The 26751-nt window shown below is 64.7% G+C and carries 22 protein-coding genes and 1 riboswitch; of the genes, 7 read left to right on the plus strand and 15 right to left on the minus strand.

Features of this window, described 5'->3' with window-relative positions:
• The first annotated feature begins 95 nt into the window (after positions 1–95).
• Positions 96–1370, plus strand: coding sequence for a serine--tRNA ligase (gene serS / locus RMO51_RS09230; protein ID WP_310394034.1), 1275 nt, complete (start codon positions 96–98; stop codon positions 1368–1370).
• An 81-nt stretch (positions 1371–1451) separates the two neighbouring features.
• On the opposite strand, the gene RMO51_RS09235 is transcribed toward serS, so the two are convergent.
• The 5 genes from RMO51_RS09235 to RMO51_RS09255 form a co-directional block, all read right to left on the minus strand.
• Positions 1452–2129, minus strand: coding sequence for an IS1595 family transposase (locus RMO51_RS09235; RefSeq protein ID WP_310394036.1), 678 nt, complete (start codon positions 2127–2129; stop codon positions 1452–1454).
• A 52-nt stretch (positions 2130–2181) separates the two neighbouring features.
• Complete coding sequence (locus tag RMO51_RS09240; protein WP_310394038.1) at positions 2182–2583, minus strand: hypothetical protein; 402 nt, start codon at positions 2581–2583, stop codon at positions 2182–2184.
• Positions 2584–2586: 3 nt separating this feature from the next.
• Positions 2587–2853 carry a UBP-type zinc finger domain-containing protein gene (locus RMO51_RS09245; RefSeq protein WP_310394039.1) on the minus strand — a complete coding sequence of 89 codons (267 nt, stop codon included), beginning with the start codon at positions 2851–2853 and terminating at the stop codon, positions 2587–2589.
• Positions 2854–2935: 82 nt separating this feature from the next.
• A complete protein-coding gene (locus tag RMO51_RS09250) occupies positions 2936–3997 on the minus strand; it encodes a glycosyltransferase family 9 protein (RefSeq protein WP_310394040.1) in 1062 nt (353 codons plus the stop codon).
• A gap of 1 nt (position 3998) precedes the next feature.
• Positions 3999–5753 (minus strand): helix-hairpin-helix domain-containing protein, encoded by a 1755-nt coding sequence (locus RMO51_RS09255; protein ID WP_310394042.1) that lies wholly within the window; start codon positions 5751–5753, stop codon positions 3999–4001.
• Between the two features lie 146 nt (positions 5754–5899).
• Between RMO51_RS09255 and RMO51_RS09260 the strand changes: the two genes are divergently transcribed.
• The 4 genes from RMO51_RS09260 to RMO51_RS09275 all read left to right on the plus strand — a co-directional run bounded on the left by RMO51_RS09260 (position 5900) and on the right by RMO51_RS09275 (position 9370).
• Positions 5900–6304, plus strand: coding sequence for a lipocalin family protein (locus RMO51_RS09260; RefSeq protein WP_310394043.1), 405 nt, complete (start codon positions 5900–5902; stop codon positions 6302–6304).
• Between the two features lie 271 nt (positions 6305–6575).
• Positions 6576–6986: an EVE domain-containing protein gene (locus RMO51_RS09265; RefSeq protein WP_310394045.1), complete on the plus strand. Its 411-nt coding sequence runs from the start codon at positions 6576–6578 to the stop codon at positions 6984–6986.
• Positions 6987–7082: 96 nt separating this feature from the next.
• Entirely contained in the window at positions 7083–8687 is a 1605-nt protein-coding gene (locus tag RMO51_RS09270) for a hypothetical protein (RefSeq protein WP_310394047.1), read from the plus strand.
• A 128-nt stretch (positions 8688–8815) separates the two neighbouring features.
• The gene (locus RMO51_RS09275; protein WP_310394049.1) at positions 8816–9370 is read left to right on the plus strand and encodes a DUF4252 domain-containing protein; all 555 of its coding nucleotides are present in this window, start codon (positions 8816–8818) and stop codon (positions 9368–9370) included.
• An 80-nt stretch (positions 9371–9450) separates the two neighbouring features.
• On the opposite strand, the gene RMO51_RS09280 is transcribed toward RMO51_RS09275, so the two are convergent.
• The 3 genes from RMO51_RS09280 to RMO51_RS09290 all read right to left on the minus strand — a co-directional run bounded on the left by RMO51_RS09280 (position 9451) and on the right by RMO51_RS09290 (position 12556).
• Complete coding sequence (locus RMO51_RS09280; protein WP_310394050.1) at positions 9451–10737, minus strand: aminopeptidase P N-terminal domain-containing protein; 1287 nt, start codon at positions 10735–10737, stop codon at positions 9451–9453.
• Between the two features lie 224 nt (positions 10738–10961).
• Entirely contained in the window at positions 10962–11510 is a 549-nt protein-coding gene (locus tag RMO51_RS09285; protein ID WP_310394052.1) for a carboxymuconolactone decarboxylase family protein, read from the minus strand.
• A gap of 423 nt (positions 11511–11933) precedes the next feature.
• A riboswitch (SAM riboswitch) is annotated at positions 11934–12026 on the minus strand.
• 146 nt (positions 12027–12172) lie between these two features.
• Entirely contained in the window at positions 12173–12556 is a 384-nt protein-coding gene (locus tag RMO51_RS09290; RefSeq protein WP_310394053.1) for a hypothetical protein, read from the minus strand.
• A gap of 190 nt (positions 12557–12746) precedes the next feature.
• Here RMO51_RS09290 and RMO51_RS09295 point away from each other — a divergent pair, with 190 nt between their 5' ends.
• Positions 12747–13085 carry a hypothetical protein gene (locus tag RMO51_RS09295; RefSeq protein ID WP_310394054.1) on the plus strand — a complete coding sequence of 113 codons (339 nt, stop codon included), beginning with the start codon at positions 12747–12749 and terminating at the stop codon, positions 13083–13085.
• An 80-nt stretch (positions 13086–13165) separates the two neighbouring features.
• Here the strand turns inward: RMO51_RS09295 and trxA are convergent, their stop codons facing one another.
• Positions 13166–13495: a thioredoxin gene (gene trxA, locus RMO51_RS09300; RefSeq protein WP_227785613.1), complete on the minus strand. Its 330-nt coding sequence runs from the start codon at positions 13493–13495 to the stop codon at positions 13166–13168.
• Positions 13496–13693: 198 nt separating this feature from the next.
• Positions 13694–17377 (minus strand): DNA polymerase III subunit alpha, encoded by a 3684-nt coding sequence (dnaE, locus tag RMO51_RS09305; protein ID WP_310394057.1) that lies wholly within the window; start codon positions 17375–17377, stop codon positions 13694–13696.
• A gap of 435 nt (positions 17378–17812) precedes the next feature.
• Between dnaE and RMO51_RS09310 the strand changes: the two genes are divergently transcribed.
• Positions 17813–18928, plus strand: a complete 1116-nt coding sequence (locus RMO51_RS09310) for a hypothetical protein (protein WP_310394059.1) — start codon at positions 17813–17815, stop codon at positions 18926–18928.
• Positions 18929–18950: 22 nt separating this feature from the next.
• Here the strand turns inward: RMO51_RS09310 and RMO51_RS09315 are convergent, their stop codons facing one another.
• From RMO51_RS09315 to RMO51_RS09335, 5 genes are all read right to left on the minus strand, one after another.
• Complete coding sequence (locus RMO51_RS09315) at positions 18951–21119, minus strand: LysM peptidoglycan-binding domain-containing protein (protein WP_310394060.1); 2169 nt, start codon at positions 21117–21119, stop codon at positions 18951–18953.
• A gap of 132 nt (positions 21120–21251) precedes the next feature.
• Positions 21252–24131, minus strand: a complete 2880-nt coding sequence (locus tag RMO51_RS09320; RefSeq protein WP_310394062.1) for an outer membrane beta-barrel protein — start codon at positions 24129–24131, stop codon at positions 21252–21254.
• An 81-nt stretch (positions 24132–24212) separates the two neighbouring features.
• Complete coding sequence (locus tag RMO51_RS09325) at positions 24213–24869, minus strand: O-methyltransferase (protein ID WP_310394064.1); 657 nt, start codon at positions 24867–24869, stop codon at positions 24213–24215.
• Between the two features lie 85 nt (positions 24870–24954).
• Positions 24955–25407 carry a YDG/SRA domain-containing protein gene (locus RMO51_RS09330; RefSeq protein WP_310394066.1) on the minus strand — a complete coding sequence of 151 codons (453 nt, stop codon included), beginning with the start codon at positions 25405–25407 and terminating at the stop codon, positions 24955–24957.
• Positions 25407–26645, minus strand: coding sequence for a pitrilysin family protein (locus RMO51_RS09335; protein WP_310394067.1), 1239 nt, complete (start codon positions 26643–26645; stop codon positions 25407–25409). Before RMO51_RS09335 ends, RMO51_RS09330 begins: the two co-directional genes overlap by 1 nt.
• Positions 26646–26751: the final 106 nt, after the last annotated feature.

Consider the following 26751-nt stretch of genomic DNA (forward strand, 5'->3'; position numbering starts at 1 on the left):
CAATAAGTTGCGGCCCGCGCCACCGATTTACGCGGCTGGGACCATGGCGCCGGTCGGTTTTCCGTGCGACCTTTGCCCGCATTCCATTTCGCCCCATGCTGCAACTTTCCGTGCTCCGCGACCAAACCGACCTTGTGCTGGCCGGCCTCGCCAAAAAACACTACCCCACCGGCCCCGCCGACGTGGCCGCCATCCTGGACCTGGACCAGCGCCGCCGCGCCCTGCAAACCCGCCACGACGCCGCCCAGGCCGAAGCCAACGAGCTGGCCCGCCAAATCGGGGGCCTGATGAAGTCCGGCGACAAAACCGGCGCCGAGGCCCTGAAAATCCGCACCGCCGAGCTCAAGCAGCACACCCAGGCCGCCGCCGCCGAGCTGGCCCAGGTGGAAGAAGGCCAGAAGCAGTTGCTTTACAAGCTGCCCAACCTGCCCCACGCCAGCGTGCCCCAGGGCCGGCACGCGGCCGACAACGAAGTAGTGCGGGAGCACGGCGCCAAGCCCGAGCTGGGCCCCGCCGCGCAGCCGCACTGGGACCTGATTAAGCAGTACGACATCATCGATTTCGAGCTGGGCAATAAGATTACCGGCGCCGGCTTTCCGGTGTACAAGGGCTTGGGCGCGCGGCTGCAGCGGGGCCTTATCAACTTTTTCCTGGACGAGGCGCGGGCGGCGGGCTACGTCGAAATGCAGCCCCCGATTCTGGTGAATGAGGCCAGCGGCTACGGCACCGGCCAGCTGCCCGACAAGGAGGGCCAGATGTACCACGACGCCAAGGACGACCTCTACCTCATTCCCACGGCCGAGGTGCCGCTGACCAATATTTACCGCGACGAGATTATCCCGGTCGAAAAGCTGCCCGTGCGCCTGGCCGGCCACACGCCCTGCTTCCGCCGCGAGGCCGGCTCCTGGGGCGCCGACGTGCGCGGCCTCAACCGCCTGCACCAGTTCGACAAGGTGGAAATCGTGCAAATCACGGCGCCGGAGCACAGCTACGCGGCGCTCGACACGATGGTGGCCCACATCGAAGGGCTGCTGCAGAAGCTGGAGCTGCCCTACCGCGTGCTGCGCCTCTGCGGCGGCGACATGGGCTTCACCAGCGCCCTCACGTATGATTTGGAGGTGTGGAGCGCCGCCCAGGGCCGTTGGCTGGAAGTCAGCTCGGCCTCCAACTTCGAAACCTACCAGGCCAACCGCCTGAAGTGCCGCTACCGCGCCGAGGGCGGCAAAACCCAGCTGCTGCACACCCTGAACGGCTCGGCCCTGGCCCTGCCGCGCATCGTGGCCGCGCTGCTGGAAAATAACCAGACGGCGGACGGAATTCAGTTGCCGGCGGTGCTGCACAGCTACTGCGGCTTCGAGCGGATTGGGTAAAACTCCCGTTCACATAAAACGGCCCGCTCAGCATCTGTTGAGCGGACCGTTTTAGTTTTGGGGCTTAGGAAGCAAACTCGGTTAGAGGGGTTGTTGACGAAGTAATTTAAGGAGCAATTTATAGAGGTCTTCGTAGCGATGGTTAAAGCGGAATTCGGACTCTTTCAAGTGCAGCAAAAAGGTATGCTTGGGCAGGCCCTTGAACTGCTGGAGGCGGGCTTTGGCAAAGCTCCAGAAAGACTCGATGCCATTGATGTGCGAAGCCCCGCCCACAAATTCGTCCTGGCCGTGGCGGACGCGGAAGTGGCGGTCAAAGCCCACGTCCACCAGCCCGTCGTAGCCGCGCCAGCCGTCGGTGTTGACCATCGCGGCCACGTCGATTTTGCCGCGAACGGCGCCCTGCAAGGTCTTTTTCGAGCAGTCGGGGACGATTTCGGTGTACACCTGCCCGCCACGCTTAAACAAGCCGAAGACGATGGTTTTGCCACTCGCTCCGCGCCCGCGTTTGCCGCGCACCCGCCGCGGCCCGAAGTAGCTTTCGTCGAGTTCGACGGCCCCGCTCAGCTCGGCCGGCACCGGGCACCAGGCCAGCAAGCGCTGCCGCAACCGCAGATACAACGCGTTAACCGACCGCACGCTCAAGTTCGTGAGCCGGGCCGTATCGGAGGCCGTCAAATCCAGGGCAAACAGGCGCAACACGTAACGGAATTTGGCCTCTGAAATTTTTGCGCGATTGTAATAGCGGTTAGCCGGCTGCATAACAGAAAGTTACACCGCCTCTTGACATAGTTTGCTTCCTAAGCCCCTAGTTTTATACGAACAGCTCTGGACGACGCTGCGTCAATGGGAGGGAATCAGTTTCAACGTCCTCTTGCCCCAAACCACAAGCGGCACAGAAGCGCGCTTCTGGTGTTCGGAGCGGCTTCTGGCACCGCGGGCACGGGGGGCCGTACTGGTCCACCTCGTGGTGCCACACCGCGTTGGGGTTGGTCTCATCAAAGCCCGTGAGCAGCCGGTACATTTCCAGCATCGGTTGTTGGCGCCGGGCCACAAGGCTATCCAGCTGCATCGGGACAAATACGCGGCCCCGGCGCCGGGCCTCTGCTTCGACCACGGGCATTCCGCCCGAATAGGCCCGCTGAGCCAATGCCGCTTCCGCGGTTTCCAGCATGGGCATTTCTTGCCGGCAGCGCCAGCACCACAGCATTTTCATGGCTTAATACTCCGCCATTTCCTGGTCGGCAAAGCACCAGAGCCACCGCTCGCCCGGCTCGGCCGATGCCACCACGGGGTGGCTGCTGGCATGAAAATGCTTCGTGGCGTGCTGGTTTGGGGAAGAATCGCAGCAGCCCACGTGGCCGCATTCCTGGCACACGCGCAGGTGCACCCAGTCGTCGCCCAAGGCCACGCATTCGGGGCAGACGTATTCAGGGGCAGTTTTGAGCGTACTGAGGACGGCGAGGTGGGCACAGATTTCGGGCATAGTATAGTAGTGAGCAGGTTGCTGGTTGCAGGCCAATAATACTGGAAAACGAGCAACTAGCCACTAGCAACCGGCAACCTGCTCACCGCCCGTCGCGGGCCGGCGGCAAGCCCAGGTCCAACGCTTGTTCGCGCATGCACTTGAAATGGCCTTGGGGGCATTTGGCGAAGCCGATTTTGGAGCACGGCCGGCAGCTCAGGCCCGGCACTTCCAGCACCCGGAACTCGGTGCGATAGGGGTACATGCCGAAGGCGGGCACGGTGTTGCCCCACACGCTGAAAATTTCCTTACCGAAGGCGGCGGCAATGTGCATCAGGCCCGTGTCGTGGCTCACCACAAACTGCGCCTGCCGCAGCAGCGAGGCCGACTGGTGCAGCGAATAGCGCCCGCAGCCGTTGTGAATCGGGGACTCGGGGACTCGGGAGCTCGGGGGCTTGGTTGGGAAGTAGTACGGGCTATCGGGAATGGCGGCGGCGGGGATTTGCGCCGCCGCTTGCGTCTCAAATGCCTGCTCGATGACGTGGGCCACGCTTTCGTCCTCGGGGCCGCCGAGCAGCACGATGGGCCGCGCCAGCCGGGCGCAGAGCTCGATGAGCTTGTCGACGGGCAGGCGCTTGGTGGCGTGCTGCGCGCCGATGGCCACGGCCACGTAACCGCGCCGGAATGGCGCGGGCAGCGTGGTTAAGTCAACTTCCTGACTCGCGGGGATGAAATAGTCCAGGCCCCGCCCATCATCCTTGACGCCCAACGTGGCGGCGGCGGCCAGGTAGCGCTGCACGATGTGCACGCGCGGCATCTGGTCAATCTTGAAATTGACCAACAACCATTTTTGCCAGTTCAGTTTGTCGAAGCTCGACGACTTGACTCCCAGTTGCAGCTTAATAAGGAGGGTGCGCAGGTTGTGGTGCAAGTCAATGACGTGGTCGAACTGCTCGGCTTTCAACTGCTGCACCAGCGCGCCCAGGCTGCCGGTCAGGCTGTGCACCCTAGCCACGTGCGGGTTGGCTTCCAGCAAGCCGCGGTAGGCCGGCTTGGTGGCAAAATGTACTTCCGCGCCCGGAACTTGCTGCGCCAGCGCGCGCACCACGGGCGTGGTAAGCACGATGTCGCCGATGGAAGAAAAGCGAAGAACCAGAATTTTCACGCTACTCGAACAGCGACTTTTTGAAGGCCAGCGGCGGCTTAATATTCGCCTTGCGGCCGTCGAAATAGGCGGCGGCTTCAGCTGCCGATTTCGTATTGAACGTCATTTCCTTCGTCAGCAGCCCTTTCCGACCCATGAGCACGCCGTAGCGCATGTCGGCGTAGCCGTCGGTGTGGTGGGCGTCGGGGTTGATGCTGAGCTGCACGCCCTGGTCGAGGGCGTAGCGCACCCAGCGCCAGTCCAGGTCGAGGCGCCAGGGGTTGGCGTTGATTTCGATGATGACCTGGTGGCGGGCGCAGGCGTCGATAACGGTTTTGTAGTCGATGGGGTAGCCCGGACGACGCAGCAGCAGGCGGCCGGTGGGGTGGCCCAGCATGGTGCAATACGGGTTTTCGATGGCGCGCAGCAGCCGGTCGGTGGCCTTGCGCTCGTCCATCTTCAGGTTGGAATGAATGCTGGCCACGATGAAGTCGAAGCTGGCCAGCACGTCGGGCGCGTAGTCCAGCGCGCCATCGCTCAGGATGTCGCTTTCAATGCCCTTGAAAATGCGGAACGGGCCCAGCTCGGCGTTCAGCTGGTCGATTTCCTGGTGCTGCTGGCGCACCCGCTCGGCGCTGAGGCCGTTGGCGTAGTGGGCGGCCTGGCTGTGGTCGCAGATGCCGAGGTACTCGTAGCCGTGGTCGCGCAGCCAGGTGGCCATGTCGCGCAGGCTGTGGTTGCCGTCGGAGTAAGTGCTGTGGTTGTGCAGGGAGCCGCGCAGGTCGCCGTCTTCGAGCAGGCGCGGCATCTTTTTTTCGGCAGCCAGGGCAATTTCGCCCAGCCCTTCGCGCAGCTCGGGCACAATGAACTGCAGGCCGGCCTTTTCATACAAGGCTTCTTCCTGCTGAAATTTTTCGCGGCGGGCCCACTGGCGCAGGCTGGTGGGCGGGCCGTGGCTGTCGGCGCCCGGCAGGTCTTCGGTGAGGTGGTTTTCGGCGGCCGAGTTGAGAAATAGCTCGGTCACGAAGTCTTCGGCGGTGGTCAGCAGCACCTCCACTTGCACGCCCGAGGCGGTGGCGGTGCCCCGCCAGGCAAACGGCCCCGAGCGGCGCGGGTCGGCGGCGAGGCCGGCCAGGCCGCTGAGCACGGCGTGGGCGCGGGCCGGCGCGTTGGTGGCGGCCACGAGGCGCACGGTTTCCACGGTTTCGAGGCGACGGCGAACCTCGCCGGCCACGGCGACTTGCTCGGTTTTCAGGCCGGCGCGCAGGTGCTGGGCGAGGTCGTCGGCCAGCTTTTCGGCTTGCGGATACAGCAGCTTGCCTTTGCTTTGGCCGGCAAATTCCAGGGCTTCGAGGATGGCGTCCTGGGTCTTTTTGCCGAAGCCCTTGAGCTTGCTCACCTGGTCACCTTCGGCGGCTTCGCGGAGCTGGTCGGCGCTCTCAATGCCCAGCTCGCGCCACAGGCTGCGGATTTTCTTGGGGCCAATGCCTTTGATGCTGAGCATTTCGACCACGCCGGGCGGGGTGGCTTCCAGCAGGCGCTGGAGCTCCGCGAACGTGCCGGTGTCGAGCAGCTCGGCCACTTTGGCGGCGGCGGTTTTGCTCAGGCCGGTGCGGTCGGGCAGGCCGGAGCGCTCAATCTCCGAAACCGGAAAGCTCAAGGCGTCGAGGGCGTTGGCCGTGCCTTCGATGGCGCGGATTTTGAACGGGTTTTCGTCGTGCAGCTCCATCAGCTGGGCGGCCAGCTGGAAGGCGCGGGTCAGGGCGCGGTTATCCACAGAGAAGGTATTTTTGGGGCAACGAAGGTAGCGTACACCAGTGCTTACGCGGCTTGGGCACAACCGGCCACGCTGCTTGAAAACCCCGTGCCCGACCGATTGGCCCTACCTTGCCGCCCCACTCCCGATTTACCCCGCCCGCACCCATGTTGCACGTACTCACCCGGCTGCTGCCCCTCTCGCTGCTGCTGCTGTCCGCCACCTGCCAGCCGCGCGACCCCGCCGCCACCCCGCCCGCTTCGACCATGCAGCAGCTCGAAGGCACCTGGCTCAACTCGCGCGAGGAAGACCGCGGCGACACGCTGGTGTTTCGGCCCAACACCTACGCCTTTCCGCCCGCCCGGGGCCGGACGGGTTTCGCCATCAAGCCTTCCGGCCGCTTCGAGCAGTTCGACATTGCCCCGACCGACGGCCTGGCCACCCGCCCCGGCACCTGGACCGCCGACGGCAACACCCGCCTCCGCATCCACCTCACCGACGGCCAGGAGCCGGACTACACCCTGGAAATTCTTTCGCTGGACAAGCAGGTACTGAAGATGCGCCGGCTGTAAATCAGGTAATTTTAACCGAGAGCAAGCGGCGCCGAGCGCGCCGGCGACAGTCCCCGGCGGGTAGGTTTATGGCCGAAAGCATCCTCCTAAAGCCGTTTCCAGGTCAGTGTATACGTTCTGCTTTCCATTTCACCTCACCCCCAGCCCCTCTCCCGCGGAGAGGGGAGCCGCTCCCGACCTACGGTTGGCCCCCCTCTCCGCGGGAGAGGGGCTGGGGGTGAGGTGAAAGGTGTACACGAACCTGAAAACTGCGATAAATCCCGACTTTTTGATGAAGCATTGGCTTGTTAAATCCGAACCCGAAGCCTATTCCTGGGCCACGTTCGTGCGCGAGGACGGCACCGTCTGGACCGGCGTGCGCAACTACCAGGCCCGCAACAACCTGAACCTGATGCAGCCCGGCGACCTGGTGCTGTTCTACCACAGCGTGAGCGAAAAAGCCGTGGTGGGCGTGGCCGAAGTGGCCGCCCCGGCCGCGCCCGACGCCACCGCCGAAGCCGGCTCGCCCTGGGTGGCAGTGGCCCTGCGCCCAGTGCAGCCCCTGCCCCAGCCCGTGAGCCTGGCCCGGCTCAAGGCCGACGCCCGGCTGCGCGAGCTAGCCCTGCTGCGCCAGTCGCGCCTGTCGGTGCTGCACGTGCGGCCCGAGGAGTTCGACGCAGTGCTGGCCCTGGGAGCCAAATAAAGCACGTCGGCCCCGCGCAGAAACGCGGGGTTCGGTTGTAACTTTCGGGTAGGTACCGCTCGTTGGAGTAACTATTCCGGTTGCTTATTACGGCGCATGGACATGAAACTCCGCTACTTTCTCCCGTTGCTTTCGCTGTGGCTGCTGGCCGGGCCGCCAGCGCTGCGCGCGCAAAAGCGTGGCCCCGCCCCGCCGCCGCCCAACGCGCCGGTGCAAGCGGCCCGCACCGAGCTGCCCCTCGACCAGTCCGCGAGCGAGGTGCACGTGCAAACCCTGCCCGCCGACAGCACGGTGGTGCTGCTGGTGGGCCGCGAGCGGCCCCTTTCCAGCAAAACCGTCTTTGCTTTTCAGCAATACGACCACGCCCTGCGCCTGCGCCAGGAGTCGGCGCTGGAAGTGCCCGACGAGTTTGATTTCACGCGCATGTGCGCCGAGGGCAGCACGGTGTACGCCATGTTTTCGTCGCGCAGCACCACCGGGCGGCTCTGGGTGGCGGCCTACAACGGCCGGCTGGGGCAGGTGCGCACCCAGCAGTACGAAACCCGCTTGAGCCGGGAAGTGGTGGAACTCAAAGCCCTCGACGGCCGCCTGTTTGCCACGGTGCTGCTCACCGACAAGCTGCACGTGACGGCGCTGCTCCTCGACGTGGCCACCGGCCAGATGCAGTACCTCTCGTCCATCTACGAGCCGCTGCCCACCCAGCTCTCCTTCGTGGCCAATGCCGCCACCCGCCGCGCCGAGTACGTGCTAAGCCAAACCAACGGCCGCAAGAGTCGGCTGCTGCTCAAAAGCCTCACCGACCGCGGCCAGCTCGTGAGCTCCGAGTTTGTGCAGGCCGAGAGCGACCGGAGCCTCATCACGGCCCAGCTCACCCCGCCGCAGGACACCGCCGCCCGGCTGCTCATGGGCACCTATTCGCTGCGCGACCCCAACTACGCCCAGGGCCTCTTTGCCACCGACCTGCGGCCCGCGGCCCGCGGGGCCGGCGCCAAGCCGCCGCTGCGCTTCTACGATTTCCTGCGCCTCAAGCACTTTTTCGACTACCTCAAGCCCTCCCGTCAGGCCCGCCTGCGGCTGCGCACCGAGCGCCGCGTGGCCCGCGCCGTGCCGCCGCTGCGCTGGCACTACCGCCTGCTGCTGCACGAGCTGCTGCCCCAGGCCGACGGCGGCTACGTGCTGGTGGCCGAGGTGTACTACCCGCACTACCGCTACAACAGCTACGGCAGCTACTCGGGCCCGTTCAACAGCATCGGCAACCAATACGGGTCGAGCGCCTACGGCAATTCCCGCGTGTTCGACGGCTACCAGACCACCCACGCCCTGGTCTGCGGCTTCGACCGCGCCGGCACTCTGCTCTGGGACAACACCTTCGTGGTGGAAAACCTGCGCCGCTACGAGCTTGAAGAAGCCGTGCGCCTGCAAACCCTGCCCGACGGCCGCCTGGTGCTGGCTTACCTCGACGAAGAAAAGCTGCGCTACAAGCTCGTGAACCGCGCCGAGTCGTCGCCCAACGACCATCAGGTGCTCATCCAAACCGGCTCGGGCGCCACCGAAAGCGGGGCCGAGCGCATTGCCGACACTTCCCAGGCCGACTTGCTGCCCTGGTTCGGCAGCCGCTTCGTGGCCGTGGGCTACCAGCGCGTGCGCACCGAGCGCGGCAAAGACCGGGAAGTATTTTTTCTCAACTCAATAGTGTTTTAGGCAAAAACCGGGCGGCATTCAACTGGGCAAACTCCTTGCTTCACGGTCCGCAACATAACGGGCAGCGCGGGTCGCCAAAAAAACGCGGCGCGCGTACAAGGCCACCAGCTATTCCCCACCTTTGCCCCATGCTTGCAAGCCTTCGCTACCCCGCGTTCTTTCTGTTTTTGTTGCTGATGAGCTGCCGCGCCGGCGGGCCCGGGACTCCGGCCCGCACGGTGGCTTCCTTTTTCTCGAAGTACGAAGGCCGGGAGGGCTTCAAAACCACCGAGTGGTCGGCCGACTTGCTGCAACGCCTGGCGCTGGTAAAAGCCGCCAAGCTCCTCGGCGGCTCCGAGCTCACCAACGCCATTACCAGCATTCGGCAGGCGCGCTTCATCAGCTTCGCCCCCACCACCGACGCGGCCCGGACCCTGGCCCGCGAGGGCCTGCGCCAGGAAGCGGCCGGCATCCTGCAGGGCAATAAGTATGAGCCCATTTCCGTCGGTTCGGCCCTCGGCAACGACTACCAGGTATCGGTACGCGCCGCGGGCGACCGGGTTTCGGAGTTCGCCGCCACCGGCCAGCTCCCCGACGTCGCCGATTCGTTCGTGCTCGTGGCCGTCGACGGCAACTTCACCCGCTCGCAGGTGCAGGCGCTCGCCAAGTACCTGCCGCAAATCGTGCAGGCCACGAGTAAGTAGCGCGCAGCCTCTGCTGCGTGTCGTCCGTGCCACATGGGATGGCGTTAGCGGCGCGGACGACACGCAGCAAAGGCTGCGCGCTACTTCATCAAGCCCTCAATCTCGTCGGCCTGCAGCGGGATATTGGCCATCAAGTCCTCGTTACCGGTGGCGGTGAGCAGGATGTCATTCTCCAAGCGGATGCCCAGGCCTTCCTCGGGAATGTAAATGCCGGGCTCGCAGGTGTACACCATGCCGGCCTCGAAGGTGCGGTACTTGTAGCCCACGTCGTGCACGTCGAGGCCCAGGTAATGGCTGGTGCCGTGCATGAAGTACTTCTTGTAGAGCGGCGCGGCAGGGTCCTGATTCTTCACGTCGGCGGCGTTAAGCAGGTCGAGCTTGATAAGCTCCTGCTCCATGCGCTGGCCCACGGCCTGGTGGTAGGCTTCGATTTCGCCGCCGGGCACGAGCTGGGTTTTGGCGAAGCTCATCACGGCCAGCACGGCGTCGTACACCTGGCGCTGGCGCGGGCTGAATTGGCCGTTGACCGGAATACTGCGCGAGAGGTCGGCCGCGTAGTTGGCGTACTCGGCGCCGAAGTCCAGCAGCATCACGTCGCCGGCCTGGCACTGGTTGTCGTTGGTGGTGTAGTGCAGCACGCAAGCGTTTTTGCCGCTGGCCACGATGCTGCCGTAGGCCGGCCCGCGGCTGCGGTTGCGCATGAACTCGTGCACGATTTCAGCCTCAATCTCAAACTCCCACACGCCCGGCCGCACAAAGCCTAGTAGCCGCCGAAACGCCTTTTCGGTAATGGCGCACGCCTGGCGCATCACCCGGATTTCCTCGGGGCTTTTGATGGCGCGCAGGGCGTGCAGCAGCGGCGCGGCGCGGCGGTAGGTGTGCAGCGGGTACTGGCTTTGTAGCGCTTTGACGAAGCGGGCGTCGCGCGTTTCCACCTCCACCACGGCCCGGATGTGCTCGTTGGCGTTCAGGTACACGTTTTCGGCCTCGTTCATGAGCGCCGGCACCACGGCCCGGAAGCTGTCGAGCCACATGATGGTCGGGATGCCGGAATTCTGGCGGGCTTCGTCCTTGGTCAGCTTGTAGCCCTCCCAGACGAGGATGTGCTCGGAAGTTTCCTTCAGGAACAGGATTTCGCGGTGGTGGGCCAGCCGCGCGTCCGGGAAAATAACGAGGATGCTTTCCTCCTGGTCGACGCCGCTGAGGTAGAACAAGTCGTTGTTCTGCCGGAAGGCCATGGTGCCGTCGGCGTTGGCCGGCATCACGTCGTTGGACTGGAAAATGGCCAGCGAGGCCGGCGGCAGCAGCTCGCGGAAACGGCGGCGGTTTTCAACAAAAAGCTCGGGGGCCAACGGGGCGTAGCGCATGAACAGGGCGGGAAGTGAGAAGCCAGAATTACGGCTCGCAAGTTAGCGGGGAAGGGCCGCCCGAGGCTCTTAGTAATGCGCAACGCGCAAAAAGAACGTCATGCTGAGCCTGCCGAAGCATCTCGCGTGCAGCAGTAATCAATTTCGCTACACGATGATTACCAACCCAGGCGAGATGTCTCGGCAAGCTCGGCATGACGTTCTTTTTGTTCAGGGAGGAGTCCTTATGCGACCACCGGCGGCTGCACGGCCGGCCAGTCGATGGGCACGTCGGCAATGTGCTGCACGTAGTTATTGAAAGTATTTAGGGCCACGAAACCAATCAGCTCCACCAGGGCCGCCCGGCTGTAGCCGGCCACGAAAAACTGGTCGAGCAACTGCGGCGCGGGCCGGCCCTTGCTCTGCACAATGCCGATGGTGAGAGCCGCCAGGGCGTTGAGACTGGGGTCGGCGCTGCTGGCCGTGCGCACGGCGTGGGTTTCTTCTTCGGTGAGGCCCTGCAACTTGCCCACCGTGGTGTGGGCGGCCACGCAGTAGTCGCAATTATTGGCCTCGGAAGCGGCGAGGTAGATGGTTTCTATTTCGCGGCCGGTGAGCTCGCCCTGCGCCAGCGCCGAGCCGAAGCCAATCGAGCCGTTGAGGGCCGGGGCCGAGTGGGCGAACGTGGCGTAGAGGTTGGGCACGAAGCCGAGCTTGCCGTGCAAGCCGTCGAACGTGGGTTGGGCGGCGGCCGGGGCCTGCTCGCGGGTCAAAACTTCCAGAATGGTGCTCATAAAAAAGTAAGAAGTGGGTGAAAAGTTGAATTCGAAACACAATCCTGATTCCGCCTTCAGCGCACTGCTGGCTCCCCGCTTCTTCCCTCGCTGGTCTGGCGGCGGCAGGCAAACTGCCGGCCCAAGTCCAGTCGTGCCTGGCCACTAGCCGCCGCCAAACCCAAAAACCCAGAAAAGAAAGAGGCAAGGGCCCGCCGCCGAAGCGCCAGGCTGGCGCGGGAATCAGCGCATCCGCCGGGCCGGCGCGGCCTGGTCGAACCTGCGAGCCGACGAGAAATCGGCCCGATTACTGCGGAAAATGCCGGTGGTTAGTGGCCAGCCTCAACAACCCCGACCGGCCATGCAACAACACGGCCGCGGCGAAGCGGAAGTGTAGGAAATGGTTGCGCCGAAAGAGGGGGAAAAGGGGTGCATGGCAACTTGTTTTTATATACTCAGGACTTGGCACCTTGCCCGCGTTTGCGGATGGTTGCCGGCGTTTCGTCGAGCCTGTCTCTCCACGCCTCTGTATAAAAACAATCCTTTAGTCAGAAAGAACTGCTGCGCAAATATAATAATCAGCGTTTTACATTTCCAAGCTCAGTTGGTACGGCGCCCCGTCCGGGCACAAAAAAGCCTTCCCCAGAGCTGGAGAAGGCTTTTCATTTCCACAACTGCATTGCCTACAGCTTAGGTTTAGTGGACTTGGTGGTCGTCTTGTTGGTTTTGTAGCGCATGTCGGCGGTGCCGTCGGCTTTCACGGGGCCGGTGGTCTTGGTGCTTGTCTGGTTGGCCTTGTAGCGCATGTCGGGCGTGCCGTCGGCTTTCATCTTGGTGCTGGCCGATGGCTGGCTCGTCGTGGCCGTGCTTTTGGTGGTCGTGCCCGCGGGCTTGGCGGCGGCGCCCGGCTTGGTGGTGCTCATCGTGGACGAGGACGACGGGCTGGTGCGGACGGCACCCGTGGGCGGGGCCGTGGTGGCGGGGGCCGCCGGCGGAGTGGTCTGGGCGGTGGCCGCGGTGCCGCCCAGCAAAGCCAACGAAACGAGGAAACCGAGGATGCGCTTCATGCTGAAAATTTTAAAAGTGAAAGGATGCGCTTTTAACGGGCTTCGGGCCGCGCAGTTGGCGGAGCCCAGGGCAGCGGGTTTTTTTTCCTGCGTTCGGGCCAGGCAGAATTTCAATTCGCGGCGGTTAAACCCGGGCGGGCGGGCGCCCTCCAACCGGCATCATTTCACTCCTCACATACCCCCTCATCCCATGCAAAAGTCCCTGTTTTCGCTCCTCGCCGCCCTTGGCTGCTTCGCCGCCTCCCACGCAGCTGCGGCCCAAACGGCCACGCCCGGCATCACCACCCGCCAAGGCAATGAGCGCGCCCGCATCCAGCAAGGCGTAGCTTCCGGCGAACTCACCCGCACCGAAGCCGCCCGCCTCAAAGCCCGCCAGGCCGAAACCCGCCAGGATAAGCAGGCCGCCAAAGCCGACGGCGTGGTGACGCGCGACGAGCGCCAGGACATCCGCAAGGACCAGGCGCGAACGAGCAAAGCCATCTACCGCCAGAAGCACGACGCCCAGGACCGTCCCCGCGCGGACCGGTAGCCCGGCGGCGATTTTACCGCACCAAAAAAGCCCCACACCGCAATGGCGTGGGGCTTTTTTGGTGTTCAATAACGCTGTGCTTAAGCCGTTACCTGAGCTTCAAGCTTTTGGGCGAGCACGTGCTTGGGCACGGCGCCTACTTGTTTGTCCACGATTTGACCGTTTTTGAAGACCAGCAGCGTCGGAATGCTGCGGATGCCGAATTTCATCGAGGTCTGGGGGTTGGCGTCCACGTCGACTTTGCCCACGACGACCTTGCCTTCGTACTCGCCGGCCAGCTCCTCGACTACGGGCCCCACCATGCGGCAGGGGCCGCACCATTCGGCCCAGAAATCGACCAGTACGGGCTTATCGCCGCTGATGATTTCGTCAAAGTTGGCGTCGGTTATTTCAATTGCTTTGTGTCCCATTGTGTTTGGGTTGGGGGTTAAAGATTGTTCTGGCGTGTACGGCCAACGGGGTCGCAAGGTAGCAGATTGGTTGGGTAAACATTCGGGGTTGGGGAAAGTTCAGCCGGGTGGTTCAGGCACCGTAAAGGACCATAAATCCCATCCGAACGTCATGCTTCGCTGCGCTCTGCATGACGTTCAGGCTTTTCGGACAGCGCCCTAAATCAGCGTGCACACCTCCATTTCCAGCTCCCGCATTTTCTCAATGAAGACCTTGGGCTCAATCTGGAAGCGGCGCGAAAACATGTCCACGGCCAGGTGCTCGTGGGGCTCCACGAACTGAATTTCGAGGCGCTTGGTACCCGGCGCGTGCTCGATGGCTTCCTCCAGGCGGTCGAGCATGGGGCCGGTCACGGTGCGCAGGTCGAGGCGCACGCGCACGCCTTTGCTCATCTTTTCGGCCACCTCGGCCAGCGGCTGCATCGAGAGGATGCGCAGGTCCCACTGGTCCTGGGTGTGGCGGCGCAGCTCCTGCTTGAGGCGCACGTACATGGGCGGCACCTGCTCGTTGGGGTAGTTGCGCGGGTTGATGAGCGGCGCGAATTTGGTGTAGTCGTCGCGGAACAGCGCCGGGCTGATGCTCGTCTCGTAGTCTTCCAGGGTAAAGGTGCAGAAGGGCTGGCCGGTTTTGGTGGTCTTGAACAGGACGTTGTTGATGAGCCCGGCCACGGCAATTTCCTTGTTTTTGATTTCGTCCACCTTCTCCAGGCCGCAGGTGCAGTAGGCGTCCAGCTCCAGCTTGTAGGAGTCGAGCGGGTGGCCCGAGAGGTAGAAGCCCACCACTTCCTTTTCGCGGCGCAGCTGCTCGGTTTTGCTCCAGGGCTCCATCTCGTGCATCTTGGGCAGGGGCGCGGCCACGGCGCCAAACGCCGAGGCCCCGAACAGGCTGTGCTGGCTGCTTTCCTTAGCGGCGGCGGCCTGCTGGCCCAGCCGCATGGCCTTTTCAATGAGCGGCTGGTCGCCGGCCGGGGCGTCGAGGTACAAGCGGCGGTGCTTGCCGAAGTCGTCGAAGGCGCCGGCCTGGGCCAGGCTTTCGAAGGTTTTCTTGTTCACGGTGCGCAGGTTCACGCGCTTGGCAAAGTCGAAGATGTCGGCGTACGGGCCGCCTTTCTCGCGCTCCTCCACCATGCTTTCCACGGCCAGCTCGCCGGCGCCCTTCACGGCCGCCATGCCGAAGCGGATGGCGCCCTCCTGGTTCACGTTGAACTTCATCAGGCTCTCGTTCACGTCGGGCCCGAGCACGGCCACGCCCTGCTTGCGGGCCTCCTCGATGAAGAACGTCACCTTCTTGATGTCGCCCATGTTGTTGGTGAGCACGGCGGCCATGTACTCGGCCGGGTAGTTGGCCTTGAGGTAGCCGGTCTGATAGGCCACCACGGAGTAAGCGGCCGAGTGGGAGCGGTTGAAGCCGTACTCGGCAAATTTCTCCATCACGTCGAAGACTTCGTTGGCCTTCTTGGCGGGGATGCTGTGGATGGTTTTGGCGCCCTCGATGAACTTCTCGCGCTCCATGGCCATCTTCTTCATGTCCTTCTTGCCCATGGCGCGGCGCAGCAGGTCGGCGCCACCCAGCGAGTAGCCCGCCAGAATCTGGGCCGTCTGCATAATCTGCTCCTGGTACACCATAATCCCTTGAGAGTAAGCGAGTATGGGCTCCAGCAGCTCGTGCGGGTACACCACTTCCTCGCGGCCGTGCTTGCGGTTGATGAAGTTCGGGATGAACTGCATCGGGCCCGGGCGGTACAGCGCGTTCATCGCAATCAGGTCCTCGATGTTGGTGGGCTTGAGGTCCTTGAGGTACTGGCGCATGCCTTCGCTTTCAAACTGAAAGGTGCCGATGGTGTCGCCGCGCTGGTAGAGCTGGTAGGTTTTTTCGTCGTCGAGCGGGATGTCGTCGATGTCGATTTTCAGGCCGTGGTTGCGCTCAATCAGGCGCAGGGCGTCCACGATGATGGTCAGGGTTTTCAGGCCCAGGAAGTCCATCTTCAGCATTCCGGCGCTCTCAATCACCTTGCCGTCGAACTGGGTGATGAGCAGGTCCGACTCTTTGGAGGTGGCGACCGGGATGTACTTCGTGATGTCGTCCGGGGCGATGATGATGCCCGCGGCGTGGATGCCCGTGTTGCGCACCGAGCCTTCGAGCTGGGTGGCCAGGCGCAGAATCTGGCCCTTGAGGTTGTCGGGGCTCTCGTCGCGCCGGATGCTGTCCAGCTCCTGGCTTTCGGCGAAGGCACCGGCCAGGGTGGTCCCGGGCTTGTCGGGCACCATCTTGGTGAGGTCGTTGGTCTGGGGCAGGGCCAGCTCCATGGCCCGCGCCACGTCCTTGATGCTCGACTTGGCGGCCATGGTGCCGAAGGTGATAATGGCCGCCACCTGCGTTTTGCCGTACTTCTGCACCACGTAGTCGATGACTTTCTGGCGGTTCACGTCGTCGAAGTCAATGTCGATGTCGGGCATCGACACCCGCTCCGGGTTCAGAAACCGCTCAAACAGCAGCGAATACTTGATGGGATCGATGTTGGTGATGCCCACGCAGTAGGCCACCGCCGAGCCCGCCGCCGAGCCCCGGCCCGGCCCCACGGCCACGCCCACTGAGCGGCCGTGGTTGATGAAGTCCTGCGTAATCAGGAAGTAGCCCGCGAAGCCCATCGTCTGAATGATGCGCAGCTCGTAGTCGAGCCGCTCCTCGATTTCGGGCGTGCGCACCGAGTAGCGCGGCTTGGCACCCTCAAACGCGCCCCGGTAGGTGAGGTCGCGCAGGTAGTCGTCGGCGTTGGCGAACTGGGCGGGCAGCGGGAAGTTGGGCAGCAGGATGTCGCGCTGGAGCTTGGGCGGCGTGATTTTGTCGACAATCTCGTTGGTGTTGTCCAGGCTTTCGGGCACGTCGGCGAACAGCTCGTTCATCTGGGCCTGGGTCTTGAAGAAGAACTGGTCGTTGGCGAAGCCGAAGCGGGTGTGGGGCTTGGGTTTCTGCAGCTCCTCGTCGATGCGGCGCAGTTGGCGCTGGGCTTTTTCGTCGCGTGAGTGGTCGCGGCGCAGGTTGTCGAGCAGGTCGTACTTCACCTCGCCCCAGCCGGTCATCAGGGTGTAGTAGTTGGTGCGCACGTCGCCCACCGGGATGCTGTGCTCCTCGCCGGTGTTCACGCACAGCAGCAGGTCGTGGGCCGCGTAGTCGGCCTGGTTCACGTAGTGCGAGTCGTTGGTGCAGATGACCTTCACGCCATGCTTCTGGGCGAAGCCGAGCAGTACCTGGTTCACATCCTCCTGGCTTTTGCCGGTGCCGTCGAAGTTCATCAGCCCGTGCCGCTGGATTTCGATGTAGTAGTCGTCGCCGAACATACCCAGCCACCACTTCAGCTTTTCCTCGGCCTCAGCCTCGGAGCGGAACAGGATGGTTTGCGGAATCTCGGCGCCGATGCAGCAGCTGGTGGCAATCAGGCCCTCGTGGTACTGCGCCAGCAGCTCCCGGTCGATGCGCGGAAACTTCGAGTACACGCCCTCGATGAAGCTCATCGAGCAGAGCTTGCTCAGGTTGTGGTAGCCGGCCTGGTCCTTGGCCAGCAGCAACTGGTGGAAGCGGGTGTCTTTCTCCCCTTTCTCGCGGCTAAACGCCTTTTTGTGGCGGTCCTCCACCAGGTAAAACTCGCAGCCCACGATGGGCTTCACGTTGTACTTATTGGCTTCGGCCACGAAGTTGAACGCCCCGAACATGTTGCCGTGGTCCGTCAGCGCCACGGCGGGCATGCCATCAGCCTGCGCCTTCTTCATCAGGGCCGCGATGCTGGCCTGGCCGTCGAGCAGCGAGTATTGAGTGTGGCAGTGGAGGTGCGAGAAAACGGGCATTACGCTGCGCTTAATGGGGAATGAAGAATGAGGAATGAAGAATTACAGCTTGAGAATTCTTCATTCCTCATTAGTAAAGGTACCCCCGGCCGGGGAGCCTTGCCAAAAAACGACCTGAGCACCAAAGCCCGACGCCTGGGACGGCGGGCGCAAAAACGGCCCGGCCCCCGGCCCCGCGGGCCGCGCCAACGCCCACCGCCAACAGGGCTCTCCGACGGCTTGTGCCGGCGGCCGCACCACCCACTACCCGTTGGGGGGCAGCCCGGCCCGCTTGACGAATGCGCTCATTCTCAGCGGCGGGGCGGCCAGTGCCGGCGACTAGGCGCGGGCCGACCGGTCAACCCGGCAACTCGACCCACCATAGGCTAACGGGGCGCCGGCCAGTGCCGGCAAGCCCGCGCTTGTCCTAATTCTTTTTCTCTCACCCGCTTACTTATGATGCGCCTTCTTCATTGTTCGTTCCACCACGTGGCCTGCGGCGCGACTTTGCTGACCTTGTTGCTTGGCGGCTGCGGCGGCTCTTCTTCCCAATCGAAATCGGCCACCGACGCCGCCAGCCAGCCGGCCACTGCCGAGGACCTGAACAAGCACTCGGCCAACATCGGCAAGTCAAAGGACCAGGCTCCGGCCACTGGCGCCACCTCGACCGCCGCCGAGGCTCTGGCCGCCGCTGCCGGGAGCGACCTCGTGGCGGGCTTGTCGGGACCCATCGCCGAGCCAGGGCCCGCGGCGCCCGGTCCGCTGCCCGCCACCTCGGCCGAAGCGAAAGCCAACGTGGCCAAAGCCCTGCGCGTGGCCGGCTTCATGGCCACCTACCCCCTTTCGGCCGCCGACCAGCACAACCTACAGGCCAACCTGCTGCGCGACTACGAAGAGGACAAACCCAACTACGCCCCGGTGCTGGACCTGTACAAGGGCATCATGCGTACTTCCCGCGACCCCATTGCCTCGGCCGAGCTGCGCGTGAGCTACTTCCGCTGGTTCGGGCCGGTTGTGGCGGCCAACCCCCGGCAGTACCGCACCGGGCTCTGGGGCATGGTTCAGAAGTATAACCCCGTGCTGCTGGTGCACAACGGGCGAGTGGTAACCAAACTGGGCGTCCACGACCGCCTGGCGACGGCCAGCCTGTTGGCGCGTACGGCCAACGTGCCGATGCGCGACCAGCGGCCCGAGGCGGCTGTTGTAGCCGATGGCTGCCGGGCGGCCGTGCGCGACTTTGCCTCCTTGCCCGACAGCGAACAAATGGCCCTGGTACGCGGCGAGAGCGAGTATTGCGGCATCAGAAAGATGGTTGAGGCCAAAAGCGTGGGCGGCCGCAGTGCCGTGGCCTGGCTCAAGGTCAACCTGCGCCGCGAAGACGACCTGATGCGCTTGCACCCGCAGGTGCTGGCCCGGGCCGTGGCCTTCGACAAAGGCCAGACCAGCGCCGAAATGGCGTCCTTCAGGGCCGAGATGCGCGGCATGATGAAGGCCAGCAACGACATCACCCGCATGAGCATTCTGGCCAACGAAAACACCCAGCTGCAAAGCCGGCCTTCGGCCACAAAGTAGGGACCGTGGCACCCAGCAGCCGTTACTTGGCGTTCGCTTGCACGCGCAGCACCTCCCCTATCCGCACGTTGCCGTCCAGCTTGCCATTCCAGGCTTGCAGGTCGGCTACCGTTACCTGGTAGCGCTTGGCAATGCTGTACAGGGTTTCGCCCTTGGCCACGATGTGCTGGGCAACTGCCCTGCCCGCCGGCACCGAGCCGGATGCCACGACAGCTTTCGGCGAGTAGAGGACGGAGGAAGTAGTGCGGCCACCCGGACGGACGGGGGCCGCCGGAGTAGCGGCGGAACCCGGTGCTTCGGGCGCTTTCAGCAGCAGTACCTGCCCCACGGCCAAATTGGCCGGGAGCGCCAGCTTATTGATGGCCATGAGCGCGCCCGGGGACATTTGGTAGAGTCGGCTGATGGAGTAAATCGTTTCCTTTGGCTCAACGCGGTGGGTAGCGGCCTCGGCCGTAACGGGGGCCGGGACAGATGCCATTTTGGGTGCGGCGGGCGCGGGGCGCGGGGCGGGCGGCACCACCGGGTAGACCGGGGCCGGCACCACCCGGGGCACGGACGCGGGCGCGGCAACCGGGCGGCTCTCCGCACCCTCCGACCCAGTCTCGGCAGGGGTGGGCTCATCGGCCAACGGCGTGGACTCCGGCAGCGCAACCGGCGCCGGCAACCGGCCTACTTCTCCCGCGGGCGCCACTGGAGGAACTGGGGCCGGGGGCGGCGTTGGCGCCGCGGCCGCAGTGGCGGTCGACAGGGCTTCCCCCCAACCATCTTTCTCGTCGGCGGCCGCGCCTTGGCGCTTTCCGGTGCGGCCCTTAGTGGACTCAATAGCAGCCTCCCGGCTGGATACGATGGTTTCCAGTGCTTCGGCGGCGGGGGCGCTGCTGGTAGCGGCACGCTCCAACGCCACGCCTTCGGGCAGGGTGCGGAACTCGACGGGCACTTCGCGCGGCCGCGTGTGCTGAAGCCACAGCACCCGGCCCGTCGCCAGCGCATCGGTGGGCGCAAGGCGATTTTTGGTCAGAATGGCTTTTTTGCGCAAACCGTATTTCTGGGCCACGTCGAACACGGTTTCGCCGGGCTGCACCACGTGGTACTCCACGGCGCCCGCGTCACGCTTGCTTTCCAGGTAATACGGCCGGCCGGGAGTAGCCACGTCGAAGGCCGTTAGCTCGTTGTGGTGCAGGAACTCGCCGAGGCGCTGGCCGCCGCGCTGGGCCAGGTCGGCGGTGGTTTCGCCGGGCAGGGCGATGAGGGCGCGCAGGTCGTTGAGGCGCACTTCGGCGGCGTTGGCGGCCACGGCGGGCATGGTGATGAGCTGCGGGCTGCTTTGCAGGCGCTGGTTGGCCACGGTGCCCGCGGCCTGGGTTGCGTCGCCGACGGGCACAAGAAGCGTGTAGGTCCGGCCGGCGGGCACGGCGGCGGCCAGCAGCCAACGGTTGTGAGCGGCCAGCGCGGCCGGCTCCACGCGCAGCGTCTGGGCCTGGGCTTCGAGGGTGCGGCCGGTCACGGCGGGGAACTCGCGCAGGCGCAGCGGCGGCCGAGGGTTTTGGCCGCAGGCGGGCTCGAAGGCTAGCTTCTGGGCCAGAAACATCAGCACGTAGGGCGACGTGGCCCCGGTGACGGCCATCTCGGTGGCGCCGGCGTCGGTGGGCAGGGTGTAGGGCCGAACGCCGGTCAGGCCGGTGTTGTAGCTGAGCAGGGCGTTGAGCCAGTTGCGCAGGCCGGCGTTGTTGCGGACCAGGTAGCGGGCGGCGGCGCGGGTGCTGGCCGTGAGGTGCTTGCGCTCGTCCACGGCGTCGTTCACCACCAGGCCCAGGCCGGTGGCGGTTTCGCGCTTGAGCTGCCAGTAGCCCACGGCCTGGTGGGTGCTCTCGGCATCGCCAATCAGGGCGCTTTCCTGCAACACCAGGTAGTGAAAATCCAGCGGCACGCCTTCCTCCTTCAGCACCCGGTCGATGAGCGGAAACGCGGCATCAGCCCGGTCCACCCGGGCCTGGAAAGAGGGCTGGTGGCGGCGCAGGCCATCGGCTTTTTGCTGCACCAGGCGCTGGGCTTCATCATTCAGCACGAGGTGCAGGCCGGCCACGTCGAAGGCGGCGGGCACTTGCAGGCGCGGGAGCGGCGCCGTGGCTTGGGCCGCCACGGGGCCGCCCAGGGCCAGGCTCAGCAGCAGTATCGCAGTAGGATTTCGCATAAGCAGGGCGGGCAGGCGGCGGCCATTGCGGCCGCCACCTGCCCAGAGATTGCAAAGAACCTGAATTTTGGGCAAAACGAGGTGCCTGCCGATGAAACCGCACGAGACCCGGCCTCGCCCCGCGCTTCCTCTCTACGGAGGGCCACCGGCGCCATCCCGCCGGCCGCCGCTGTCGGGACGGCCGGCGCCCCGCTCGCCCCGCGGCGCATCCCGGGATTCGGCAGGCGCTATCACGTTGCCGCTGCGGATGTTGTAGGTGAACATCAGCATGAAGTAGCGCTGCAGGATGGTGGTTTGCACGTCCTCGTAGTAGGCCTCGGTCACGTTGCGCTGGATGGCGCGGTTCTGGCCCAGCAGGTCGAAGGCGTAGACGCGAATTTCGCCCCGCTGCCCGGGGAATATTTTCTTGCCCAGGCTGGCGTTCCACAGGACGTACTGCTGGTTGTAGCCGGCCGCCAGGCCCGCGTAGGCCTGGTGTACGAGGTCGGTTTGGAAGTTGATGCCCGGGCCCACAATCCAGCCCAGGCGCAGGCGCGAGACCTGCGCGAAGTAGTTGGTATTGAGGTTGGCCCGCAGGGTGTTGCGCACGAAATTCTGGCTCGACGTGCTGGACACCGTGAAATCGAAGTTGGGGCTGATGTTGGAGCTGAGCGTGAGGCCGGCCCCCAGCGCTGGCACGCGGGCGTAGTTCAGGCCGTCGTTCACCAGGCCCGGCGTTTGGGTGAAGCTGGCGTTCAGGCTCAGGTTCACGTTGGTTTTGAGCGGCTTGATGGGCCGCCCGTAGCTCACCAGCGAGCGCGCCGCGTACTGCTGGCTCAGGTTGGTGGGCTGGGTGAGCTGGGCGCCGGCGGGCAGGCGCACGTCCGGCGCGCCCGCCAGCGTCACGGTGGTTTCGCGCACGGCCACGACGGTGCGGTTGGCGATGGGGTTTTGGGTGTAAGAGCCCGAGAGCACGGCGAAGAAACTGCTCGACGCTTCGGGGTTCGAGGCCGAGTAACGCAGGTTGGCCGCGTGCTGGAACTCCTGGCGCAGCGTGGGGTTGCCGATGGTGAGCTGCTGCGGGTTGGCGTTGTTCACCACGGCCTGCAGCTGGTTCACACTGGGCGGGTTGGTGGTGGTGCGGTAGTTCAGGCGTAGGTTTTTCTGGCGCGTGAAGCGGTAGTTGAGGTTGGCGTTGGGCAGCAGGTTCACGAAGGTGTAGCGCCCGGTGCCGGGCCGCGGAAACTGCGCGTCGCTGTACAGCTCGGCGTATTGTCCGGCCAGGCCCAGGCTGGCCTGATACTTGGGCGTGATGTGCCGGTAGGTAAGGCCGCCCGACTGCGTGAGGTAGTAGTTCTCGAACACGTTGCTCAGGCCCTCGTTCAGTTGGCGGGTGTCGCCGGCCAGCAGGTCGAAGGTCCGCTTGTCCGAATTGTTGGGCGCGTAGTTGATGGCGTAGGTGCCCTGCAGCACGTCGGTGCGCGTGAGGGCTTCGGTCAGCGACAAGTTGGCGTTGAGGCTGCCGCCGCGCTGCCGGAGCCGGCTGTCCTGGTTCAGGTTGGTGAAGGCCGAGTCCGTGCTTTGCGACTGCAGGGCGGTGGCGGCGGCGCGCCGGCCGTAGCTGCCGCCGACGCTCAGGCTGGCGGTGCGCCCGGGCTTGGGAAAGCGGTGGCGCAATAGCAAGTCGCCGCCGGTGTTCAGGCCGTTGTTGTCGGCGTTGTAGTCGCTGTTGATGCGGCTCTGCTCCCGGTCGCCGCGGCGCGTGAAGCCCGCAATGGTGCTGGCCGCCTCGTTCTGCTGGTAGCTGAAACGCGGCCGAAACAGAACGGAATTGGCCGAGTCCAGCTTGTGCTCCAGGCGCAGGTTGAAGCGCTGGTTGGTGTTGCGGCTGGTGGTGTTGGCGCCCTGCGCGTACTGCGTGCGGGCCGAGTCGGCGAACTGCCGCTGGGTGTTGCTCAGCAGCGTGTTGTCGGCCCGATTGAAGAAGTAGCTGGCCGCGAGGTCGGTTTTCTTGTTCCAGGAATCGGAGTAGTTCAGGCCCACGGCCGTGGTTTTGGTGAGGCCACCGCTCTGGTTCACCAGAAAATCGCCCGCGTTGCCGCCGTTGCCGGCGCCCCCGGGGCTGCCGCCGCCCCGGCCGCCGCGCCCGCCGCCGCCCTGGTTGGCGTTGCCCACCACGCCCAGCAGGTCCTCGGTGCCGAAGTTCTGCTCGTTCACATTGTTGGCCTGCGCCAGCACCGACAGCCGCCGGGCGCCCTTGAAGGTGTTCACATTGCCGCTGGCCCGGTAGCGCTCCGGCCCCGCCCCGGCCACCACCCGCCCGAAGGTGCCGTTGCGAAACTCCACCTTGGTCACGATGTTAATAGTCCTGGTGGTATTGCCGTCGTCGAAGCCCGAAAATCGGCTCTGCTCGCTGCGTTGGTCGAATACTTCCACCTTGTCCACTATTTCAGCGGGCAGGTTTTTGAGCACCGCGTCGGGGTCGTTGCCGAAAAACTCCTTGCCGTCGACCAGCACGCGCTGCACGTTTTCGCCCTGGGCCTGCACCTTGCCGTCGGGGCCCACGCTCACGCCCGGCATCTTCGTAATCAGGTCCTGGGCGTTGGCGTCGGGGTTGGTTTTGAAAGCGCGGGCGTTGAACTGGGTGGTGTCGCCCTTCTGCACCGACTGCACGGCCGCGCCCGTCACCACCACGCCCTTGAGCTGCACGCCGCCGGCCTGCAGCGCGAGTGCGCCCAGCTGCACGGGCTGGCCACTCACCGTCACGACCTGACGCAACTTGGCGTAGCCCACGAAAGAAGCGTCGAGCAGGTAGCGCCCGGCGGCCACATTATCGAATTGAAACCGGCCTTCGGCGTCAGCCGCGGCGCCGGTTTTGACCGAGTCCGGCAGGCGAATGAGCAGCACGTTGGCCCCGATGAGCGGCGCCTGGTCCTTGCCGTCGGTCACGCGCCCGCTCACCGTGGTGGGCGCCTGGGCCCGGGCCGCCCCCGCGGTCATCAGCAAGAAAAATAGGGTAACAAGGCGCCGCATAGAACCGGGGAAAGCAACGGAAAGTCGTCAGACAGCATTCGCCTGCCCGGGGTTTAGCAACCGGCCCGGCCGGCGCAGCAGCTACTTTTTGCGCAGCAGCAGCAGGCCGTCGCGCAGGGGCAGGAAGACCGGCTCTACCCGCGGGTCCCGGGCCGCCTGGTCGTTGAAGGCCCGCACCAGCGGCGTGTCCTTGTCACCGGCTTTCAGCGCGTGCGCGGGCAGCACCTTACCGCTCCACAGCACGTTATCCACGACAAGCAACCCGCCGGGCCGCACCTGTTCAATGACGGCGTCAAAGTAAGCGCCGTTGTTACGCTTGTCGGCGTCAATAAAGACCAGGTCCCACACTTCACCGACCAGGCCCGGCAAAACGTCGAGCGCCGCGCCGATGTGCAGCCGCACCCGCTCGGCCACGCCGGCCGCCGCCACGTAGCGCCGGATCCGCGCCTCCCGCTCGGGGTCGATTTCAATGGTGTGCAGAACTCCGTCAGCGGCCAGCCCCTCGGCCAGGCACAGTGTGGCGTACCCGCAAAACGTGCCAATTTCCAGCACGCGCCGCGGCCGCATCAGGTGGCTGAGCAGGCTCAGGAAGCGCCCTTGCACGTGGCCGCTGCTCATGCGCGGCAGCAGGGTTTGCAGGTGCGTTTCGCGGGTAAGCTGGGCCAGCAGCGGCGGCTCGGGCGCGGTGTGTAGTTCGGCGTAGGTTTCGGTGGGGTCGGTCATTAGTTCTGGCAGCATTTAGCCCGCAGAGGACGCTGAAGTTTTACGCTGATGACGCAGAACGTTCTGCGACTTCTGCGCAATCCTCTGCGCCCTCTGCGGGCTAAAAATCGAATGGCCGCAGCCGGAACACGTAGACCCGAAAGCCCGACTTGCCCGGCCCATAGCTGGAGCCCACTACCCGGTACAGTCCCTCGTACCGGTACACATCCGGCCCACCGTCCTCGGCCGGCACCTTGCGCAACACGCGCACCGGCCGGCCGGTTTCCGCACTTTTTAGCAAGGCCAAGTTAGCGCCGCTGGCCACCTGGTCGGTGATTTGGCGGCCCGTTTTGGGGTCGCGCCCGCCGTTGCCGGCGTAGCGGATTTCCTCCTCCCCAAACTCGTCGTCCTCGTACTGCCCGGCCAGCACGATGCTCTCCGCCCCGAGCTGCTGGGTGCCGCACACGCCCGCCCGCCGCGGCCGGTGCACGCCGCTGGCGGCCAGCGTCAGCCGGTCGCGGAACGTGTCGCCCGGCCGGTAGCTGCCCACGTGGCCGAATGCGGGCTGGCTCATTACTTCCCTTCCGGCACGTATTGCAGCACGCTCAGGTGCTCGTCGGTCAGCACTTCGTTGGCCATGTCGCGCAGCTCGGCTGCCGAAATCCGCTCGATTTTCTCGAAAATCTCGCTCAGCGGCTCCACGCGGCCTAGGTCCAGGGTGCTCTTGCCGAGCAGCTGCATCAGGCCGCTGTTGCTTTCCTCGCTCATCGCCAGCTGGCCCATGAGCTGGTGCTTGGCGGTGTGCAGCTGGTTGGTGGTGAGGGTTTTTTCACGCAGCAGCTTTAGCTCCTTCTGCACCAGGCCCAGGGTGCGCTTCACCTGCTTGCCCTCGGTGCCGAAGTAAATGCCGAACAGGCCCGTGTCGGTGTAGGGCGAATACGTGCTGTCGATGGTGTACACGAGACCGTATTTCTCCCGCACCGCCAGGTTGAGGCGCGAGTTCATGCCGGGGCCGCCGAGGATGTTATTGAGCATGAAGAACGGGATGCGGCGCGGGTCGCTCAGCGGGTAGGCCGGGCCGCCCAGCAGGCAGTGCGCCTGCGAGATGGGGCGGGTTTCAACCTGGCTTTTGCGCGCGTACCCGCCCACGGGCCGGCGCACCCGCGGACCCCGCCGGGCTGGCAGCGGCGCCAGAAACTTGTCGGCCAGTCGCTTCACCTCGGCAAACGACAGGTTGCTCACCGAGCTGAACACCAGCCGGTCGGTGCGCAGCTGCTCTTGCAAAAAAGCGTGAAAGTCGGCCGTTTGGAAGCGGCTCACACTCTCGCGGGTACCCAGAATGTTCACGCCCAGCGGGTGCTCACCGAACACCACGGTGTCAAAATCGTCGATAATGGCATCTTCCGGGGCGTCCTGGTACATGCTCATTTCTTCCAGAATCACGCCCCGCTCCTTCTCCACCTCGCGGCCCGGGAACACGGAGTTGAATGTGAGGTCGGTGAGCAGCTCGAACGCGCGCTCGAAATGGGTGCTGAGCAGCGCGGCATAAAAGCAGATTTTCTCTTTGGTGGTGTAGGCGTTCAGCTCGCCGCCCACGGTTTCAAGGCGGTTGAGGATGTGGAACGACTTGCGCTTCTGGGTGCCCTTGAAGGCCATGTGCTCCCAGAAGTGGGCCAGCCCTTGCTGGTGCGGGGCCTCGTCGCGCGAGCCAATGTCGAGCAAAAAACCGCAGTGTGCGATTTTAGTGTGCGGTACCTGCTTGTGTAGGAGGCGGATGCCGTTGGGATACTCGTGGATATGGTAATCAAGCATAAGTAATACAAAGGTACAGTGGCACGCACGTAGCATGGCGCGTCCGTGGCACGCAGCCTTTGCTGCGTACGCGAGCGAAGCGAGCATCCGACGAATGGCACAACAC

The organism is Hymenobacter sp. (genome assembly GCF_031398885.1).
In the GTDB taxonomy this organism is placed as follows: domain Bacteria; phylum Bacteroidota; class Bacteroidia; order Cytophagales; family Hymenobacteraceae; genus Hymenobacter.

Excerpts from the sequence above, each read along its gene's own strand:
- serS (WP_310394034.1), top strand. The coding sequence starts at position 96 with ATGCTGCAACTTTCCGTGCTCCGCGACCAAACCGACCTTGTGCTGGCC.
- RMO51_RS09235 (WP_310394036.1), bottom strand. The coding sequence starts at position 2,129 with ATGCAGCCGGCTAACCGCTATTACAATCGCGCAAAAATTTCAGAGGCC.
- RMO51_RS09240 (WP_310394038.1), bottom strand. The coding sequence starts at position 2,583 with ATGAAAATGCTGTGGTGCTGGCGCTGCCGGCAAGAAATGCCCATGCTG.
- RMO51_RS09245 (WP_310394039.1), bottom strand. The coding sequence starts at position 2,853 with ATGCCCGAAATCTGTGCCCACCTCGCCGTCCTCAGTACGCTCAAAACT.
- RMO51_RS09260 (WP_310394043.1), top strand. The coding sequence starts at position 5,900 with ATGTTGCACGTACTCACCCGGCTGCTGCCCCTCTCGCTGCTGCTGCTG.
- RMO51_RS09265 (WP_310394045.1), top strand. The coding sequence starts at position 6,576 with ATGAAGCATTGGCTTGTTAAATCCGAACCCGAAGCCTATTCCTGGGCC.
- RMO51_RS09270 (WP_310394047.1), top strand. The coding sequence starts at position 7,083 with ATGGACATGAAACTCCGCTACTTTCTCCCGTTGCTTTCGCTGTGGCTG.
- RMO51_RS09275 (WP_310394049.1), top strand. The coding sequence starts at position 8,816 with ATGCTTGCAAGCCTTCGCTACCCCGCGTTCTTTCTGTTTTTGTTGCTG.
- RMO51_RS09280 (WP_310394050.1), bottom strand. The coding sequence starts at position 10,737 with ATGCGCTACGCCCCGTTGGCCCCCGAGCTTTTTGTTGAAAACCGCCGC.
- RMO51_RS09285 (WP_310394052.1), bottom strand. The coding sequence starts at position 11,510 with ATGAGCACCATTCTGGAAGTTTTGACCCGCGAGCAGGCCCCGGCCGCC.
- RMO51_RS09290 (WP_310394053.1), bottom strand. The coding sequence starts at position 12,556 with ATGAAGCGCATCCTCGGTTTCCTCGTTTCGTTGGCTTTGCTGGGCGGC.
- RMO51_RS09295 (WP_310394054.1), top strand. The coding sequence starts at position 12,747 with ATGCAAAAGTCCCTGTTTTCGCTCCTCGCCGCCCTTGGCTGCTTCGCC.
- trxA (WP_227785613.1), bottom strand. The coding sequence starts at position 13,495 with ATGGGACACAAAGCAATTGAAATAACCGACGCCAACTTTGACGAAATC.
- dnaE (WP_310394057.1), bottom strand. The coding sequence starts at position 17,377 with ATGCCCGTTTTCTCGCACCTCCACTGCCACACTCAATACTCGCTGCTC.
- RMO51_RS09310 (WP_310394059.1), top strand. The coding sequence starts at position 17,813 with ATGATGCGCCTTCTTCATTGTTCGTTCCACCACGTGGCCTGCGGCGCG.
- RMO51_RS09315 (WP_310394060.1), bottom strand. The coding sequence starts at position 21,119 with ATGCGAAATCCTACTGCGATACTGCTGCTGAGCCTGGCCCTGGGCGGC.
- RMO51_RS09320 (WP_310394062.1), bottom strand. The coding sequence starts at position 24,131 with ATGCGGCGCCTTGTTACCCTATTTTTCTTGCTGATGACCGCGGGGGCG.
- RMO51_RS09325 (WP_310394064.1), bottom strand. The coding sequence starts at position 24,869 with ATGCTGCCAGAACTAATGACCGACCCCACCGAAACCTACGCCGAACTA.
- RMO51_RS09330 (WP_310394066.1), bottom strand. The coding sequence starts at position 25,407 with ATGAGCCAGCCCGCATTCGGCCACGTGGGCAGCTACCGGCCGGGCGAC.
- RMO51_RS09335 (WP_310394067.1), bottom strand. The coding sequence starts at position 26,645 with ATGCTTGATTACCATATCCACGAGTATCCCAACGGCATCCGCCTCCTA.